The 17,351-nt window shown below is 65.3% G+C and carries 10 protein-coding genes; 9 read left to right on the top strand and 1 reads right to left on the bottom strand.

The window, feature by feature from the left end:
* Positions 1-88: 88 nt before the first annotated feature.
* From UC34_RS14295 to UC34_RS14260, 8 genes are all read left to right on the top strand, one after another.
* Positions 89-1,270, top strand: a complete 1,182-nt coding sequence (locus tag UC34_RS14295) for an acetyl-CoA C-acetyltransferase (protein ID WP_044456079.1) — start codon at positions 89-91, stop codon at positions 1,268-1,270.
* A 205-nt stretch (positions 1,271-1,475) separates the two neighbouring features.
* Positions 1,476-2,216: a 3-ketoacyl-ACP reductase gene (locus UC34_RS14290; RefSeq protein ID WP_044456078.1), complete on the top strand. Its 741-nt coding sequence runs from the start codon at positions 1,476-1,478 to the stop codon at positions 2,214-2,216.
* A gap of 174 nt (positions 2,217-2,390) precedes the next feature.
* The gene (gene phaR / locus UC34_RS14285) at positions 2,391-2,978 is read left to right on the top strand and encodes a polyhydroxyalkanoate synthesis repressor PhaR (RefSeq protein WP_044456077.1); all 588 of its coding nucleotides are present in this window, start codon (positions 2,391-2,393) and stop codon (positions 2,976-2,978) included.
* A 283-nt stretch (positions 2,979-3,261) separates the two neighbouring features.
* Entirely contained in the window at positions 3,262-4,629 is a 1,368-nt protein-coding gene (gene rimO, locus UC34_RS14280; RefSeq protein ID WP_044456076.1) for a 30S ribosomal protein S12 methylthiotransferase RimO, read from the top strand.
* Positions 4,630-4,652: 23 nt separating this feature from the next.
* Entirely contained in the window at positions 4,653-5,573 is a 921-nt protein-coding gene (locus UC34_RS14275; RefSeq protein WP_157123194.1) for a sugar kinase, read from the top strand.
* A gap of 105 nt (positions 5,574-5,678) precedes the next feature.
* Entirely contained in the window at positions 5,679-6,860 is a 1,182-nt protein-coding gene (gene bktB / locus UC34_RS14270) for a beta-ketothiolase BktB (protein WP_044456074.1), read from the top strand.
* A 53-nt stretch (positions 6,861-6,913) separates the two neighbouring features.
* Complete coding sequence (locus UC34_RS14265) at positions 6,914-8,131, top strand: cystathionine beta-lyase (protein WP_044456073.1); 1,218 nt, start codon at positions 6,914-6,916, stop codon at positions 8,129-8,131.
* A gap of 88 nt (positions 8,132-8,219) precedes the next feature.
* On the top strand, positions 8,220-9,719 hold the full coding sequence (locus UC34_RS14260) for an OspG family effector kinase (protein WP_044456072.1): 1,500 nt from the start codon (positions 8,220-8,222) through the stop codon (positions 9,717-9,719).
* Here the strand turns inward: UC34_RS14260 and serB are convergent.
* Positions 9,670-10,578 (bottom strand): phosphoserine phosphatase SerB, encoded by a 909-nt coding sequence (serB, locus tag UC34_RS14255; protein ID WP_044456071.1) that lies wholly within the window; start codon positions 10,576-10,578, stop codon positions 9,670-9,672. The genes UC34_RS14260 and serB overlap by 50 nt on opposite strands.
* A gap of 295 nt (positions 10,579-10,873) precedes the next feature.
* Between serB and UC34_RS14250 the strand changes: the two genes are divergently transcribed.
* Positions 10,874-17,350, top strand: a complete 6,477-nt coding sequence (locus UC34_RS14250) for a hypothetical protein (protein ID WP_044456070.1) — start codon at positions 10,874-10,876, stop codon at positions 17,348-17,350.
* Position 17,351 lies beyond the last annotated feature (1 nt).

The raw sequence follows: 17,351 nt of genomic DNA, 5'->3' as shown, positions 1-17,351 counted from the left end.
GTATGGCGGCGTACATGCGGCTGAACGATCAGCCTCGCGGCGGGCATCCCCCCCCTGGTTCGAACCCATTGAAAAAGAGGAATGAGACATGACGGATATCGTGATTGTGTCGGCTGCCCGCACGGCAGTCGGTAAATTTGGCGGCTCGCTGGCCAAGGTGGCGGCGCCGGACCTGGGGGCGATCGTCATCGACGAAGTCCTCAAACGCGCCAAGCTCAAGGGCGAAGACATCAGCGAAGTCATCATGGGTCAGGTGCTGACCGCCGGTTCGGGACAGAACGTGGCGCGTCAGGCGTCGATCAAGGCGGGGCTGCCGACGATGGTGCCGGCCATGACGATCAACAAGGTTTGCGGCTCGGGTCTGAAGGCCGTGATGCTCGCCGCGAACGCGATCACCGCCGGCGAAGCCGACATCGTCGTGGCGGGCGGACAGGAAAACATGAGTGCGGCGCCGCACGTGTTGCCGGGTTCGCGAGATGGTTTCCGCATGGGGGACGCCAAGCTCATCGACTCGATGATCGTCGACGGCCTGTGGGACGTGTACAACCAGTACCACATGGGCATCACCGCTGAGAACGTCGCCAAGGAGTACGGCATCACGCGCGAAATGCAGGATGCCTTCGCAGCCGCTTCGCAGAACAAGGCGGAAGCCGCGCAAAAGGCGGGTCGCTTCGACGACGAAATCGTGCCGGTCTCGATTCCGCAGCGCAAGGGCGACCCGGTCGTCTTCAAGACTGACGAATTCGTGCGCCACGGTGTGACGGCCGAATCGCTTGCAGGCCTGAAGCCCGCGTTCTCGAAGGACGGCACCGTGACGGCGGCCAACGCATCGGGCATCAACGACGGCGCGGCCGCCGTGGTCGTGATGTCGGCCAAGCGCGCCGAGCAACTCGGTCTGACCCCGCTCGCGCGCATCGTGGCGTATGCCAACGCCGGCGTCGATCCGTCGGTCATGGGGATCGGGCCGGTGCCGGCCTCGCAGCGTTGCCTCTCTCGTGCGGGCTGGAAGGCGAGCGATCTGGACCTGATGGAAATCAACGAAGCGTTCGCGGCGCAGGCGCTGGCCGTGAACAAGCAGATGGGCTGGGATACCTCGAAGATCAACGTGAACGGCGGCGCTATCGCCATCGGCCACCCGATCGGCGCGTCGGGCTGCCGCATTCTGGTCACGCTGCTGCATGAGATGCAGCGTCGCGATGCCCGCCGCGGACTGGCCTCGCTGTGTATCGGCGGCGGCATGGGCGTGGCGCTGGCGGTCGAGCGCGTCTGACGCTCCGGCGTCCTTTGGGTCCTCCGAGGCCTTGACGTTTCAGGTCCGCACAAGAATCGGTGTCGCCCGTGCGTGCAATGTGCACGGGCTCGCACTGAAGTAGTCAGGAGACGGAAGGCTCGCGCGGGAACGCGCGACCTGCGCGTCGGTCAATTGGCAGTCGCAACAGGCGGCAGGTTTGCCGTTATTTTGGGGGAAGCGTTCCATGACTCAACGCATTGCATATGTGACAGGCGGGATGGGCGGTATCGGTACGTCCATTTGCCAGCGGCTGTACAAAGACGGCTTCAAGGTGGTGGCCGGGTGTGGCCCGAATTCGCCGCGCCGCGTGAAGTGGCTGGAAGACCAGAAAGCGCTCGGTTTCGAATTCATCGCGTCCGAGGGCAACGTCGGCGACTGGGATTCGACGAAGGCGGCATTCGACAAGGTCAAGGCGGAAGTGGGCGAGATCGACGTGCTGGTGAACAATGCCGGTATCACGCGCGACGTCGTCTTTCGCAAGATGACCCGCGAGGATTGGGATGCCGTGATCGACACCAACCTCACAAGCCTGTTCAACGTCACGAAGCAAGTGATCGAAGGCATGTGCGAGCGTGGCTTCGGCCGCATCATCAATATCTCGTCGGTCAACGGGCAGAAGGGCCAGTTCGGTCAGACGAACTACGCGACGGCGAAGGCCGGTATTCACGGCTTCACGATGTCGCTGGCGCAGGAAGTGGCGACCAAGGGCGTGACGGTCAACACCGTGTCGCCGGGTTACATCGGCACGGACATGGTGCGCTCGATCCGTCAGGACGTGCTCGACAAGATCGTGGCGACGATTCCGGTCAAGCGTCTGGGCGAGCCTGGCGAAATCGGCTCTATCGTGGCATGGCTGGCATCTGACGACTCCGGCTTCTCCACGGGCGCGGACTTCTCGCTCAACGGCGGCCTGCACATGGGCTGAGCGGTGACGGGGCGGGTGCCGGTGCGGGCCGAAGCGAAGCACCGCGCGCCGTTGCGGCTCCGTTGCGGGTTAGGGCTTTGCCGCATAGCAGCAAACGCCCTAGAATCGATAATATGTGATTAACCCCGACCGCCGGTCGGGGTAGTCCTTCAAAAAACGCAGGAAACCCACCGCATGACCGCGAGCAAGAAGACTGACGAACGCCTGATCAAAAAGTATCCGAACCGGCGTCTGTACGATACCCAAACCAGTACGTACATCACCCTTGCCGATGTGAAGCAACTGGTGCTCGAGACCGAGGAGTTCAAGGTCGTCGACGCCAAGACGGGCGAGGACCTGACCCGCAGCATCCTGCTGCAGATCATTCTGGAAGAAGAGACCGGCGGTGTGCCGATGTTCTCGAGCGCGATGCTCGCCCAGATCATCCGCTTCTACGGCCACGCGCTGCAGGGCATGATGGGCACGTATCTCGAGAAAAACATCCAGACTTTCATCGAAATTCAGAACAAGCTGGCCGATCAGTCGAAGGGCATCTACGAAGGCGCGGCCTTCAACCCTGACGTCTGGGCGCAATTCATGAACATGCAGGCGCCGATGATGCAGGGCATGATGACCAACTACATCGAGCAGTCGAAGAACCTGTTCGTGCAGATGCAGGAGCAAATGCAGAGCCAGGCGAAGAACATGTTCAGCACCTTCCCGTTTCCGGGAGGGCCGGGCGCTCCCGGCGCGCCGGGCCGCGATCCGAACAAGAAGCCCTGAGCAGGGCGCGATCAGACGTCAACCGGGCGGCATCGTTCGGTGCTGCGGTGTGACGAGGGGCGCACACCGCAACGGATCGCCCGATGGCACCGTGCGCCGGCACGCGCCGGCGGGAGTGCCGCCCGGTTTGGCGCAATTGTTGGAACGAACCGTGGGCGATCAGGGTAAAATGCGCGGTTACCTGCTGTTCGGCCGCGTGGCGATGCAACGCACGGGATTGACCCCGTCGTGATGCTCAGGCGGCCGATCGTCACACGTATTTACTAGATCAGGATTTCGCCCCATGTCCCGCCCATCGCCCGCCGGCACCCCCAAGGTCGGCTTCGTCTCGCTCGGCTGCCCCAAGGCTTTGGTCGACTCCGAGCAGATCCTGACCCAATTGCGCGCCGAAGGTTACGACATTGCCGGTACCTATGACGGTGCCGACCTCGTTGTCGTGAACACCTGCGGCTTCATCGACGACGCCGTTCAGGAAAGTCTCGACGCCATCGGCGAGGCGCTCGCCGAGAACGGCAAGGTGATCGTCACCGGCTGTCTGGGTGCCAAGAAGGACGCCGCCGGTCAGGACATCGTGAGCGCCGTGCATCCGAAGGTGCTCGCCGTCACCGGTCCCCACGCCGTGGGTGAGGTGATGAGCGCCGTGCACACGCACCTGCCCAAGCCTCACGATCCGTTCACCGATCTCGTTCCGCCGGCCGGCATCAAGCTCACGCCGCGCCACTATGCCTATCTGAAAATTTCCGAGGGGTGCAATCACCGCTGCACGTTCTGCATCATCCCGTCGATGCGCGGCGATCTCGACTCGCGCCCCGTGGCCGAAGTGATGCTCGAAGCGGAGAACCTGTTCAAGGCGGGCGTGAAGGAATTGCTGGTGATCTCGCAGGACACCAGTGCATACGGCGTCGATGTGAAGTACCGCACCGGTTTCTGGGCGGGTCGTCCGCTCAAGACCCGCATGACCGAGCTGGTCACGGCGCTGGGCGAACTGGCCCGGCAGTATGGGGCATGGGTGCGTCTGCATTACGTCTATCCGTATCCGCATGTCGACGAGATCATTCCGCTGATGGCCGAAGGCCACATCCTCCCGTACCTCGACGTGCCGTTGCAGCACGCGCATCCCGACGTGCTCAAGCGCATGAAGCGTCCGGCCTCTGGCGAAAAGAACCTCGAGCGCATCCAGGCCTGGCGCAAGATGTGCCCGGATCTGACGATCCGCAGCACGTTCATCGCCGGTTTCCCGGGCGAGACCGAAGCCGAATTCGAATACCTGCTGGACTTCCTGCGCGAAGCCGAACTCGACCGCGTTGGCTGCTTCGCCTACTCGCCTGTCGAAGGCGCGCGCGCCAACGAACTGCCCGGCGCGCTGCCGGACGAAGTGCGCGAAGCGCGCCGCGCGCGCTTCATGGAAGTGGCCGAAGAAATTTCTTCCGAGCGCCAGCAACGCAAAATAGGCAAGACGATTCAGGTGATCGTCGATGAAATCAATCAGGACGGCGGTATCGCCCGCTCGGCCGCCGACGCGCCGGAAATCGACGGCCTCGTGTACATCGAACCGACGCCCAAGGCCGCCAAGCGCCTGAAGGTCGGCGAGTTCGTGAACGTCGAGGTGACCGGCGCCGACGGTCACGACCTGTGGGGCGAGGTGGTCTGATGACGCAAGCGGATTCGAAAATCATGCAAATGCCGCAAGTCCTCGCCATGGGCGAGGCGATGGTCGAATTCAATCAGTCGCCCGAGGACGCCCGGCGATATCTGCAAGGCTTCGGCGGCGACACGTCCAACTTCGCGATCGCCGCGAGCCGCCAGGGGGTGCGAACGGGTTACGTGAGCGCGGTCGGCGACGACCTGTTCGGCCGCATGTTGCTCGATCTGTGGCGCGACGAGCATGTCGATACCCGGTTCGTTCGTGTGGATTCGCAGGCGCCGAGCGGCGTCTATTTCGTGTCGCACGACGACAACGGGCACCATTTCGACTATTTGCGCGCGGGGTCGGCCGCGAGCCGCTATCGCGCGCAGGACCTGCCGCGCGAGGCGCTCGCGGGTGCACAGTTCCTGCATTTGTCCGGGATCAGTCTGGCCATCAGCGTCAGTGCGTGCGACGCCGCCTTCGACGCCATGTCGAAGATTCGCGCAGCGGGCGGCAAAGTGTCGTTCGATACCAATCTGCGTCTCAAGCTGTGGCCGCTCGCCCGCGCGCGCGCCACCATGCGCGAGGCGTTCAGCCTGACCGACGTCTGCCTGCCGAGTTGGGATGACGTCACGGCCGTGACCGGCCTTGAAGATCGCGACGCGATTCTCGATGCGCTGCTCTCCTACGGTGTTAAGGTCGTGGCGCTCAAGCTCGGACGCGAAGGTTGCTACGTCGCAACGCCCGAGGAGCGCCGTATCGTCGCGCCTTACCCGGTACAGGCGGTCGACGCCACGGGCGCTGGCGATTGCTTCGGCGGCGCGTTCGTGGCGCGTCTGGCACTGGGCGACGATCCGTTCACGGCGGCCCGCTATGCCAACGTGTGCGCCGCGTTGTCGACCACCGGCTACGGCGCGGTCGCCCCGGTGCCGCGCGCGGAGCAGGTACTCCGAGCGCTGGCGAACTGACGCACCGACGCACCGATGGAGGCTTCCTTCCAATGACCCTGCCATCGCGGTAACCCCCTATGACGCTATACTCGTTGCAAACTTATACCCACCCGGAGAAGAGACATGCAACGAGAGGTCGTGATCGTCAGTGGAGTACGTACCGCGATTGGTGATTTTGGTGGCAGCCTGAAGGACTTCGCGCCGACGCAGCTCGGCGCCATCGTCGCCCGCGAGGCCATGGCCCGCGCGCAGGTCGGCGGTGAAGACGTCGGACACGTCGTGTTCGGCAACGTCATCCACACCGAACCCAAAGACATGTATCTGGCGCGCGTGGCCTCCATCGAGGCCGGCGTGAGCCAGCACGCGCCTGCCATGACCGTCAACCGCCTGTGCGGGTCCGGTCTGCAGGCGGTGGTGTCCGCTGCCCAGTCGATCCTGCTGGGCGACACCGACGTGGCGATGGCGGGCGGCGCGGAGAGCATGAGCCGCGCACCGTACGTCATGCCCGGCGCCCGCTGGGGCACGCGCATGGGCGAGTCGCGTCTGGTCGACATGATGCTCGGGGCGCTGCATGACCCGTTCGCCAACATCCACATGGGCGTGACGGCGGAGAATATTGCGAAGAAGTGGGGCATTACACGCGACGATCAGGACCGTCTTGCCGTGGAGTCGCACCAGCGCGCGGCCCGTGCGATGGCGGCGGGGTACTTCAACGATCAGATCGTGCCGATCACGCTGAAGTCGAAGAAGGGCGACGTCGCGTTCACCACCGACGAGCACGTACGCGCCGAGGTCAGTCTGGAGGACATGGCGAAGTTGCGTCCGGTGTTCGAGAAAGACGGTACCGTCACGGCAGGCAATGCCTCCGGTCTGAACGACGCGGCAGCGGCGCTCATTCTGATGGAGCGCGCGGAAGCCGAGCGCCGCGGGGTCCGGCCGCTTGCCCGTCTGGTGAGCTACGCGCACGCTGGCGTGGATCCGAACTACATGGGCATCGGCCCGGTGCCGGCGTCGCGCAAGGCACTGGAGCGTGCGGGTCTGAAGGTCGACGACATCGATGTCGTGGAAGCCAATGAAGCGTTTGCCGCGCAGGCTTGCGCCGTGACGCGCGATCTCGGCTTCGATCCGGCCAGGGTCAATCCGAATGGCTCGGGCATTTCGCTGGGTCACCCGATCGGTGCGACGGGGGCGCTCATCACGGTCAAGGCACTGCACGAGTTGCAGCGTATCGGCGGACGATACGCGCTGGTCACGATGTGCATCGGCGGCGGTCAGGGCATTGCCGCCGTGTTCGAGCGCGTGTAAGTTACTCCCCGGGGGCCGGCGGTGTTGCCGGCCCGAGTCTTTCCGGAGCCGTGATGACGCAAGACAACCGCAAGCCCCTCGATAAGCCGGAAGCCAACGGCTGGCACTGGCAAACCAATATTCTGCACACCGACACGCAACTGCCCGCCGGCTTCGCCGCCATGCCGGTGCCGGTGGCGCGCGCCTCGACGGTGATCTTTCCCGACCTGGCCGCCATGCGCACGCTCGACTGGAAGAACGACAGCCAGTGGCGCTACGGTTTGCACGCGACGCCCACGTCCATGGAGTTGATGCGCCGGCTCGCCGCGCTGGAAGGCGGCAAGCATTGCCTGCTGTTCCCGTCGGGACTTGCCGCGATTTCCAATGTGTATTTCGGTCTCGTCCGGAGTGGCGACGACGTGCTGATTCCCGACAACGCCTACGGCCCGAACCGCGAACACGGCGATTGGCTCGCGCAGTCGTGGGGCATCACGGTGCGTTACTACGATCCCATGATCGGTGACGGCATTGGCGCGCTGGTCCAGCCAAACACCAGGTTGATCTGGCTGGAAGCCCCGGGCTCGGTGACGATGGAAGTCCCCGACATTCCCGCGATTGCCCGCGTGGCGCGCGAGCGTGGTGTGCTCACCGCCATCGACAACACCTATTGCGCCGGGCTTGCGTTCCGTCCCTTCGATCACGGCGTGGATATCTCGGTGCAGGCGCTGACCAAATATCAGTCGGGCGGCAGCGACATTCTGATGGGCGGCGTCGTGACCATCGACGACGAGATCCACCATCGCCTGAAGCAGGCGCGTATGCGCATGGGCGTCGGCGTGTCGGCGGACGATTGCAGTCTGGTGCTGCGCAGCCTGCCGAACATGCAGTTGCGCTTCGAGGCGCATGATCGCGCGGCGATGAGGCTGGCCACGTGGCTGGGTACGCGTCACGAGATCGCTGCGGTGCTGCATCCGGCGTTCGAGGATTGTCCGGGGCATCAGAATTTCCGGCGTGACTTCACTGGCGCGGGAGGGCTGTTCTCCGTCGTGTTCGACGAGCGTTACACGCAGGCGCAAGTCGACGCATTCATCGAAGCGCTTCGCCTGTTCAAGATCGGTTTCAGTTGGGGTGGGGCGCACAGCCTCGTCGTACCGTACCGGGTCCCGTCCATGCGCACGGCCACGCCCTGGCCGCACAAGGGCGCCCTCGTGCGCTTCTATGTGGGGCTGGAAGACGTTCGCGACCTGCAAGCCGACATCGAAGCGAGCCTGAAGGCGCATCTGACGGCTTGATGCCGTCGGCGGCGGTGGCCGCCTGCGAATGGCGGCACACTTTGCAGCACATTTCGGAAGCGGGCCGGCGGCGTAGCACGTCACGCTGATGCTTTTCGACCTTCGTGGGTATCACGTGCGAGGTCCGGAGCGGCGCTCCGGACGCGCCGCCGCCGCCATGTTCCTGCCAGCCGCCTCGTTCCCGTCCGTTCCCGTGAGCGCACCGCCGTCGGTATCCGACGCGCCTTGCGCGCCTTCGCCGCTTGCCGTGGTCGCAACGACCGCACCGGCCGCCGCCGGCGTGCCGCTCGATTCCCGATCGCTCGACGACATCATCGGCGCCCAGGCCGAGCGCCACTTCGTGGGCGGTGGCGACGCGGGCGCCGTATTTGCCGATCGCGACGATCCGGCCTATGTCGTCAAGGTAAGCCGGGACGTGTTGCACTCGGCAGACATGAGCGGGGCGTTCGAACGGACACGGCAGGAGGTCCGGAACTTCAATCGGTTATATGGTCCTTGCGGCGCCGAGAGCTTCGTGACGAAGGACAACTACCTGTGCATACGCATGCGCAAGGTGCCGGGCAAACCGCTGTACCGGATCTGGCCATCCGAGTATGGCCAGTGCAAGCTCGACGTCTTGCTCGCGCTCGATGAACTGCAAGGGAAGATGATCGATGCGGGCGTTGCACACCGCGATCTTCATTCCGAAAATCTTTATTTCGACGCCTCGACGACAACCTTCTGGGCGGTGGACATGGGCGTGGCCGCAACGTTCGACGCGTGCGCGATGGCGCCCGATGCGCGCACGCCGGGGCCGGCGGCGGCGGACGCGTCGAGCTTCGACGCGATGCGCAGACGTCTGGGCGCGATCATCGATAGTCACGCCCCCGACGTTATCGAGACGAAGGCGACGCTCGCGGACCTGGTGGGTTACGAAGCCGCCTGCGAACTGGGCGAGCGCTGCGGGACAGTCGCGCCCGATCCGCACGACGCGTCACGCGTCTACAAGTGGCTGTTTTCCTTTCGCGCGTCCGAATTCGAGGCGGGCGTTCCTACAGGGCCGCGCAAGCTCGCCCTGGCCGTCAACGAGAAGCGCATGTTCGAGCGCTATTACGGCGCTGGCGCCGCGACGCTCCTGCGCACTTGCCAGGGGCGATTTGTGCTGCATATGCGGCGCGTGGCGGGCACGCCGGTCGGCGCGTTGGAACACTTGCCGCAGGACTACGCGAATGCGTCGCTGGCGATGTTCGACAACCTGATGACGCGCGGCATTCTGCATGCGGGGCTGACTGCGGAGCACGTGCACTACGAGCCCGACACCGGCACGTTGTTTCCGCTCAGTTTTGCGTTGTCGCGCTTGTCTGTCGACGCGTCGAAGGACGAAGCGACCGACGCCGGTCCCGCAAGGCAAACCGAATGGGCGCTTTTACAGGCCGCCATTCGTCGGCGTCTGGAGACGTCGGCGTGTCAGGCGCACCATGACGTGAGCGCGCAGCCCGCGACATCGCGACACCGTGACGCCTCGCCGACGATGCACGAACGGCGAGGTGGCGCGACGCTCAGTCGCGCCGGAACAGCGACAGCAATCCGTCGAGCCCCGCGTAGTTGAACGCCACCGATGCCTTCTCGCGCACCACGGGTTTGGCACGGAACGCGACCGACAGGCCCGCGATGGCCATCATCTGCAAATCGTTCGATCCGTCGCCCATCACGATGGCTTGCGCAGGCGTTGCGCCGAATTGCGCGGCGACTTCGGAAACGGTGCGGGCTTTCACCTCGGCATTGACGATCTCGCCCAGCACGCGGCCGGTCAGTTTTCCGTCGACGATCTCCAGCGTATTGGCGCGGGTCACGTCCAGATTCAGACGCGCCTTGAGCCGATCGGTGAAGAACGTGAAGCCGCCGGAGACGAGCAGCGTCCGAATGCCGAGCGCCTGAACGCCGCGCAGCATGGTTTGCGCGCCTGGGGAGAGTTGCAGACGCTCGTCGTAGACCTTTTCCAGCGCGTTGGCGTCAAGCCCCTTGAGCAGGGCCACCCGACGCGTCAGGCTTTCGTTGAAGTCCTTGATCTCGCCGCGCATGGCGGCTTCGGTAATGGCGGAGACTTCCGCCTTCAGGCCGCAGTAATCCGCGATTTCGTCGATGCACTCGATGGTGATGAGCGTCGAGTCCATGTCCATGGCCACGAGCTTGAAATCGGTCAGGCGGCGTGCGCTGTCGACCAGCACGGCGTCCACGCCATGCTGTTGCGCGAAGGCGCCCAGGGCTGTGCGCAGCGCCGGTGAATCGACGACGTCGCGCACGCGCGCCACCCCTTGGGCAAGGTCGATGGTGCAATGGGGGACTAATGCCTCAATCGCGGCCCGGGGCGCCGGCAAGTGTGCGTCACCGCTAGCGGACTGCGTTGCTGCGCCCGAGTCGGGGCCGGTGGGAGCGTGAGGTCCCAATATGACGAGGTCGTGAGCCATCTGGAAATGAAAATTAGCGACTGCGCAAATACCGCTCAGAAACCGCTTAGTAACCGCTTAGTAACCGCTTAGTAACCGCTTAGAAAACGCCTGGAAACCGCTCAGACACCTTACGGGCATCGCCCGGGAGCGGCACATGGCGTGCGAATGGAACCGCATTTTACAGGGTTGCGTTGCGCCCGGCAGCTTTCCCAATTGGCCTGATTTGAGCGAAAAGTGAACTCGACGGTGTTGACCTCGGCAGGAGTATCTGGCTGCAGGGAGCAGCGACCGATCGTTACCCGCAGGAGTTCATATGCAGATTTCCGCTTCGCCCGGGCGTTCCTGGCTGACGCCCGATGCGACCGCGCCCGCCAACGCGCCCCCACCGGCACGCGAATCGTCACAGGCAGTGTTGGGGCAACCGCATGTCCCTGCGGCCGCGACCGAGCCCCACACCGCTACGGATGCCCATCCCCATACGGCTATCGATACGGACGTCGCAGGCGCCTTCGGCGCCTCGCCGATGACGATCCGGCTACCCCGGCAACTGGCAGACAAGGATTGGCGCGCGCGCGTCGTGTACGGGTTGATGTGTCTGCCCCCCGAGCGCTGGGGGCCGGTCTCGTCGGCGCTCGCTTTTCAACTGCTGGATCGACGCGACGCCTGCGCGGACACGCGTGAGCAGGCCGGGCTTCGCAGACTGGCCGGTGCGATGGCGCGAGAGGGTTTTGTCGTGCGCGAGGGCGCGCTGCCCGGGATCGTGTACCGGGACGGTCGATTCGACGCGGACACGGGGGGGCAGGCGAGGTGGACCTGTGTCGCATCGCTCTACAACGGCCTGTTGTACGCGGTGCTCGAATCGGTGCTGGCGCCGGATGTGACAGACGTCGAACTCTCGATGCTCTCGGCGCTTCCCGGTATGTGGGCGGACCTCGTGGTGGACGATCCGGCATTTGCGGTCGCCGCATGGCAACGCCAGTTGGCAGGGAACCGGCCGACATTTACTTCCGCCGCACCCGTCGGATTGGGCGAGGTGGCGTGGAAGTGTCTGCCGTTCATGGCCGGGGCGGCAGGATTGGCGGCGGGACTGACCTATTACTTTGCGGCCGGCGCCTTGCACGTGTCGACGAAGGCGGCGCACGCCGAGACATCGTCGTCATCCACGAAGCTGGTCAAAGTCGGCCAGCTCCGGCCGCTGTGGAGGACCTTGGGTCCGATGGTGGGCGCGCTGACGGCCGCGACCTGTGAAGCGGCTGCGCTGGCGCGTTTGTGTGCCGCCGGACCCTCCGAGCGCGACGCGCTGGCGCTCCAACGCGCGCAGTGTCTGTCGGCGTACGCCTTGCTGCTGCCTTCGCTCACGGCGACCGAGTTGCGACGGCTGGTGACGAGTCTTGGCCCCGCGTTCGCGGAAATGGACGTGTTCGACGTGGCCGCCTTGCTCAAGCGTCGACTCGGAGGGATGCGCGGGAGCACACCGTGCGACATCTTTTCACTGATCGACTGGCCGGGGTTTCTGCGCAAATCGCGCGAGCGCCGACATCCGCAACTCCGTCCCGAAACGCCCGGCTGGGTCAGCGCGATCGAGGCTGTCGCAGCACTGACTCAGGGAATGGATGTGTGCGCACTGGCAAGCCGCGTGGTACACGCCATTCGCCTGCCGCATCGTTTGCCGACGCACCCGGTCGGTCTCGCAGCGTCGCGGGTCCCGGGGGCGCATTGCGGCGTCGTGAACCACTGGCCGGACGATCTTGTCTTGCGTCGCGTGAAGCACGAACGTCAGGCGGTCGTGTCCACCCAATGGCGCACGGGGGTAGCGATGGCGTCCGAAGCCAACGCCTGGACCGTTTCGGCGTTGCGGTATCAGCCCAACCATCGCCGGCCGGCGCCGAATCGGATCGACTCGCCCGGATTCGCGCAGTCCCCGGCCGAAGGGGCGCACGCGCTATCGCCGACATTAGCGCCGACATTCGTGCCGACGCCCGGCCATCGCTCGCTCACGCTCGATCAGATGCTTGGGGTGATCGATTCGACGCAGTGGGACGAATCGCCGGCCACCGCGATGGAAAACTATCGCAACGAAGTGCGGGCTTCGATCAGCAAGGACATGGGCGTTGTGTTGCGCAAGCGATATCCGAGAGAGGGCTTCGGGCACGGGGCTGTTCTGCCGTGGAACGCGACGGTCGAGGTCACGTACCGGGAATATGGACGCTCGGCCGACCCCGACCGGTTCGGTTTCACCGCGGGCATGAGCACTACGCGCACCTTCTCCGTACTCGATGTCGCGCTGGGACATCATTATTTGCCGGAATCCGGCTTCTACTTCGCCAGGCGGGAGGTGAGCTCGGTCCAGGTCGTCGACGACGCGGCAAAAAAACTCCTCTCGGCAGTGAACGACGACACCTTTCGCCACGCCTTGATCGAACACGATCGCGAACAGCTGGCGGCCATGGAGACCTCGGTAGCGCTGCGGACCGCCTTCGAATCCTACGTGCAGGACATGTTCGTCGGTCTGCTAATGAATGCGACGACGGCCGCGTGGGAGCGTCAGTTGCCACCGGGCAGCCGGGTGAGCAAGGTGGGGCGCAGCGGGCGTCCGTGGCATCAGCTAGGGGGGCCGCATCAGCGCTTCTGGGTCGGATACGACGCCGTATGGGTCATGTCGTTCGACGAGGAAGTCCTGCCGGGTTTGCTGGCGGCGTCCTCACCGGACGGCAAGTCCGTGCTGCTGATGTCGATCCGGCATGGCACCACGTTCGGCTGGCAGCCCGGCATGGAGATGAGCGATGCGCTGCGCGCATTTCTGCATGCGCATTTGTCCACGAAGCAGAAGCTCAAGGCGTCGAGCCCGCTGCGACACGACGCCTTCAAGTTCAGGATCGAAGCGCCCCCCGTCATCAGCAACCGCGCCTGTGTCGCCGCCGGCGAGCGTGGCGTGAGCGGAGAAGGAGGAGGGCGTGTTGCACCTGACGGCGAGGCGTCGACACCTGCAAAGGGCCTTGGCGTCTTGTACGACGCGGTGTCGTTTGCACCGTCGTTCAGGTTCGTCAATTGCCCGTCGCCCAAGCGCGAGCTATGGTTCGCGAAGCTTCGCCGTGCGGCGCAGGAGCGCGACTTGCTGATCGTCACGAGCGCGTGGCGCGCGCAACAACGCGCCAGCGACCTGCGCCATATGGTGCATCATCGTCTGACGCTCGTCAGCCCTGCGACGACGGCAGCATTCCGGGGACTGGGACGTGCCGGGATCGCCTTGTCGATCGCCTTCGAACTTGGCTCGCGCATTTCGTACGCGTCGGGATCGTCGACCAACGCGCCGACCACGCGGGCCGATGTCGACGAGCTCGAGCGCATTCAGTACGACATCTCGCTGTCGCGCTCACTGGCGGCGCTGCTTCGCATCCCCAATGTCCGCACGCTCGACGCGTTGGCCGACTGGCTCATTCAGCACTCGGCGCAAACGGCGAGCGTCGTGCAGATATGGGATGCCTTCATGGCGGCATGGCCGCCGGTTGCACAGCGTCGGCGAGACTTTGCCAATCAGATCCGCCTGATGGTGCAGGGCGAGCAGGAGGTGGGCGCGACGACGAACGACGGCGCACGGAACCGCGCAGCGAAAGGGCGGCAGCGCAAGCCGATGGCTTCGCCAACGGACCCGATGCACGACACCTCTGCCGGAGCCTTGCCACACAGTTTGAGGTCGATAGGTGTGATCAAACGCTCGTGGAATCTCATGACCGATGGCCAAACCACGGTACCGGTGGGCGATGGCGAGCGCCACGTCGACCGGTATCTGGGCGCGGCGCGCCTGCAGGTCACCTCTGCGCGGCAGGCAAAGCGCTTGCCCGAAGGCTACGGATTCGCGTTCGCCGAGTCCGATGGCACGATGTTCTTTGCGGGCATTACCGGCGGCCACGGCGAGTTGCTGGGCATCCGCGTCGACGACACGCCTGCCACGGCGCGCAACAGCACGTCTTTTCCGACGGCGGCCATCGAGCGATTCGATATGCGCGGCATGACGTTCTCCGACGGGCGCTTTCAATGGGGGAGCGTCACCGGGACGATGTATGTCGAAGCGCTCTCCGACCGGATGCCGGAAGCCCGGCGCCTCATGTCGCACGCCGTCGGCGATCTCGCCGAATCCACGCCGACCGCCGCGCCCGAGGCGTCAAGCAGCGCGGCGTCGGCGTCGAGAATGCCGCATGGGCCACTGACGCCAGTGATGCCAGTGACACCTGCGATCCGCACAACGCCTGCCTCGGCGGCGAGAACGTCGCCAACGCACAGAGCGCCGGTGAGAACGACGACAAAGCCGCCCGCGCCGCGAAGAATGTACGTTCCTCCGGCACCCCATGCAAAGCAGGACGGTGCAGAACGCCACGCTCCTCCGACGCCGCCGGGATCGAGCGGACACTTCAAGGCGCCTCCACCGCACGCGCCTTACCTGCCACCGTCGACTACCGTTCTCCCCACGCCGCCGTCGACCCGCGCGCCGCATCTCCCGCCCCCGCCTCACGCGCCGAATCTGCTGCCAACGCCACCGAAATCGTACGTGCCGATGACCGATCATGCGTCGCACGTGCCGCCCGCGCCGCACGCGCCGCCATCGATGAAGCGCGGGAAGCCGGAAGTGGTGATTCCGACATCCGCGGTGCCGATGGTGTCGCCGCGCGGCCGCCACCCGATACCGATTGCACGGGGCAAGCGGGCACACGATGCGTGGGAAACGTTCGTGGACCTGTGGAATGCGCGCGAGGGACGCATTGCGGTGGATGTCGACACGCAGGCACTGTCTCTCAATGTGACAGCTCGCGCACATCCCTGCGCAGCGCCCCCGACGATGGCATCGCGCCTATCGCTGGCGTCGAGTGCAACCGCGTCGCCAATGGCCCGGGGCGGCGTCGGCGGCGCGACGATCTCGGCAGCGACGCTTGCCGAGCTATGGAATGCCCCCGATTTTCGGGCGGCGCTCACGGAAGATGTCGTGAGAGTGCACCGCGGCCTGTTGCTCTGGCACGTTGCGCACATGCCGCCGCCGCAACGCGACCTGATGCTGGGCGCGCTGACCGGGCGTGACGCGTTCCGGTCGGTGCTGGTCAATGGCACACGGCTGCCGGGCATCGTCGGATTGCGTGACGGCACGTGCGGCGTACTGCTCTCAGTGACGCACGGGCAAGCCGTCGCCTTGCCAACGGGCGCTGGCGAGCGTGGCGATGCCGATGAGGCCAATGCGCGAGTCCACGCGTTCGTCGCCAGGCATGCGCGAGACCCTGACGTGCGGGGTGGGAGCGGCGCGAGCGTGACGCTCGAAGAGACGCCGCGGGGCGACCCCATCGCTCGCGTGATCGACGACCTGAGGGACCTCCTGATCCATGCGATACAGCATGGCGGCGCGCTTGACGCAGGGGTTGCCGCGCTGGCATGTCGTGCAGCAACCGCGACCGCAACGGCAACGGCGAATGCCAGCGCGTTGATCGAGGCGATCACCGGTGTACCGACCACGGGCACACCGTTATCGCCGGATGTCATGTATCTGAACGATCCGGTCGATGCCGCGCGCACTGCGCCGAGCCTGTCGCTGGCCCGCGATATCGGCACCGCGATTCGCGAGTTCTCGGCGGATATTTTCACGACGACGCCCACCGACACGGGCGCACACGACAGCGCCGCGCAAGACGTCGTTGCCTTCGTTGCCGGTTTCGTCGAGCAGGTGAACCGGTGTCGCGTGATTGCGCGTGTGCACGACGACATTGCGAACCTCGTGGAATTCGGGATGGGCAATGCCGACTTCGCCGGCGCAATGCTCGGTGCGGGCATGGGACTGCAAGACGGCAAATTCGGCGCGGCGATTTCCGCCGTCTGGCGGCATTTGCCGGGGGACCGCTGGTTCAATCCGCGTCAGCGCGGGGCGCCGCAGCTGCTCGCGCTTCGCGGCGTCGATGGGGTCCGCAACGTCCCTCGCGGCTACCGCGTCTTCGTTGACGCCGACTCGGAGAGTGCGCCGGAATCGAAGGGATACGACGACATGCTCAGTCTGGGGAATGGGCGATTTGCGGTGGCGAGTCACGTCGGCACGCTGTCGGAGCCTCGCTTTGCACTGACGGCGGCCGATTTGACGCAGGGCGGCGCGGGCATCGTCGGATCCGGGAACGACACCGTCTGGCATCGCGACGGGGCAGTCGTGCGGCTTTGGGTGCAGAGCGATGCGCCCGGCCTCTTCGCGGAACCTTCGGCCCCCATGCTGCAAAACGGCACCATCGATGCAAGCGTTTTTGCCGACCGGTTGCTGGCGCATCCGAATGTCGCCGCGTTGCGGTCTCGGCAAACCGGCACAGCGCGATGGGGGCTGGACAGCGCGCTGCAACGTCTGCTCGCGACGGCCGCGGAGATGCTTGGGAACCACGGGGCGACCGAGGTGAAATACCGACTGATCGTGGCGTGGTCCGCGCCGGATCAGTTCCGGCCCCGCGTGTCCTTCGCCATGGTGGGGGAGGCGCCCGCGGCATGGATTCGCGCTGGCAATGTCAGCCGGGTGGTAGTCGACCTGTTTCCCAGACAGGCGTTGGGCGACGCTGTCACGCTCACGCGAGATGTCTGTATCGCCAGCGAACACGACTGGCAGAACATCTATCGAGGCTACGCCGACGGCCGATGCGTAAAGTACTTCGACTTCAGTACCGCCAACGATGCGCAGCTTGCCGCGCAGGACTTCATCGTCGCCCCTGGCGGGCTGGCGGGCGATTTCAGGCCAAACGGCGTGCTTCTGTGCTCGCCGGCGTGGCGATCCGCGCGGTAGC

It is taken from the genome of Pandoraea vervacti, from assembly GCF_000934605.2.
Classification (GTDB): Bacteria; Pseudomonadota; Gammaproteobacteria; order Burkholderiales; family Burkholderiaceae; genus Pandoraea; species Pandoraea vervacti.
Note: the sequence above shows the minus strand (reverse complement) of the source record. Positions and strands in the feature narration are given on the sequence as shown.

Coding starts and splice junctions, on each gene's coding strand:
- rimO (WP_044456076.1), top strand. CDS start 3,262: ATGTCCCGCCCATCGCCCGCCGGCACCCCCAAGGTCGGCTTCGTCTCG.
- UC34_RS14275 (WP_157123194.1), top strand. CDS start 4,653: ATGCAAATGCCGCAAGTCCTCGCCATGGGCGAGGCGATGGTCGAATTC.
- UC34_RS14290 (WP_044456078.1), top strand. CDS start 1,476: ATGACTCAACGCATTGCATATGTGACAGGCGGGATGGGCGGTATCGGT.
- UC34_RS14295 (WP_044456079.1), top strand. CDS start 89: ATGACGGATATCGTGATTGTGTCGGCTGCCCGCACGGCAGTCGGTAAA.
- serB (WP_044456071.1), bottom strand. CDS start 10,578: ATGGCTCACGACCTCGTCATATTGGGACCTCACGCTCCCACCGGCCCC.
- UC34_RS14265 (WP_044456073.1), top strand. CDS start 6,914: ATGACGCAAGACAACCGCAAGCCCCTCGATAAGCCGGAAGCCAACGGC.
- bktB (WP_044456074.1), top strand. CDS start 5,679: ATGCAACGAGAGGTCGTGATCGTCAGTGGAGTACGTACCGCGATTGGT.
- phaR (WP_044456077.1), top strand. CDS start 2,391: ATGACCGCGAGCAAGAAGACTGACGAACGCCTGATCAAAAAGTATCCG.
- UC34_RS14250 (WP_044456070.1), top strand. CDS start 10,874: ATGCAGATTTCCGCTTCGCCCGGGCGTTCCTGGCTGACGCCCGATGCG.
- UC34_RS14260 (WP_044456072.1), top strand. CDS start 8,220: ATGCTTTTCGACCTTCGTGGGTATCACGTGCGAGGTCCGGAGCGGCGC.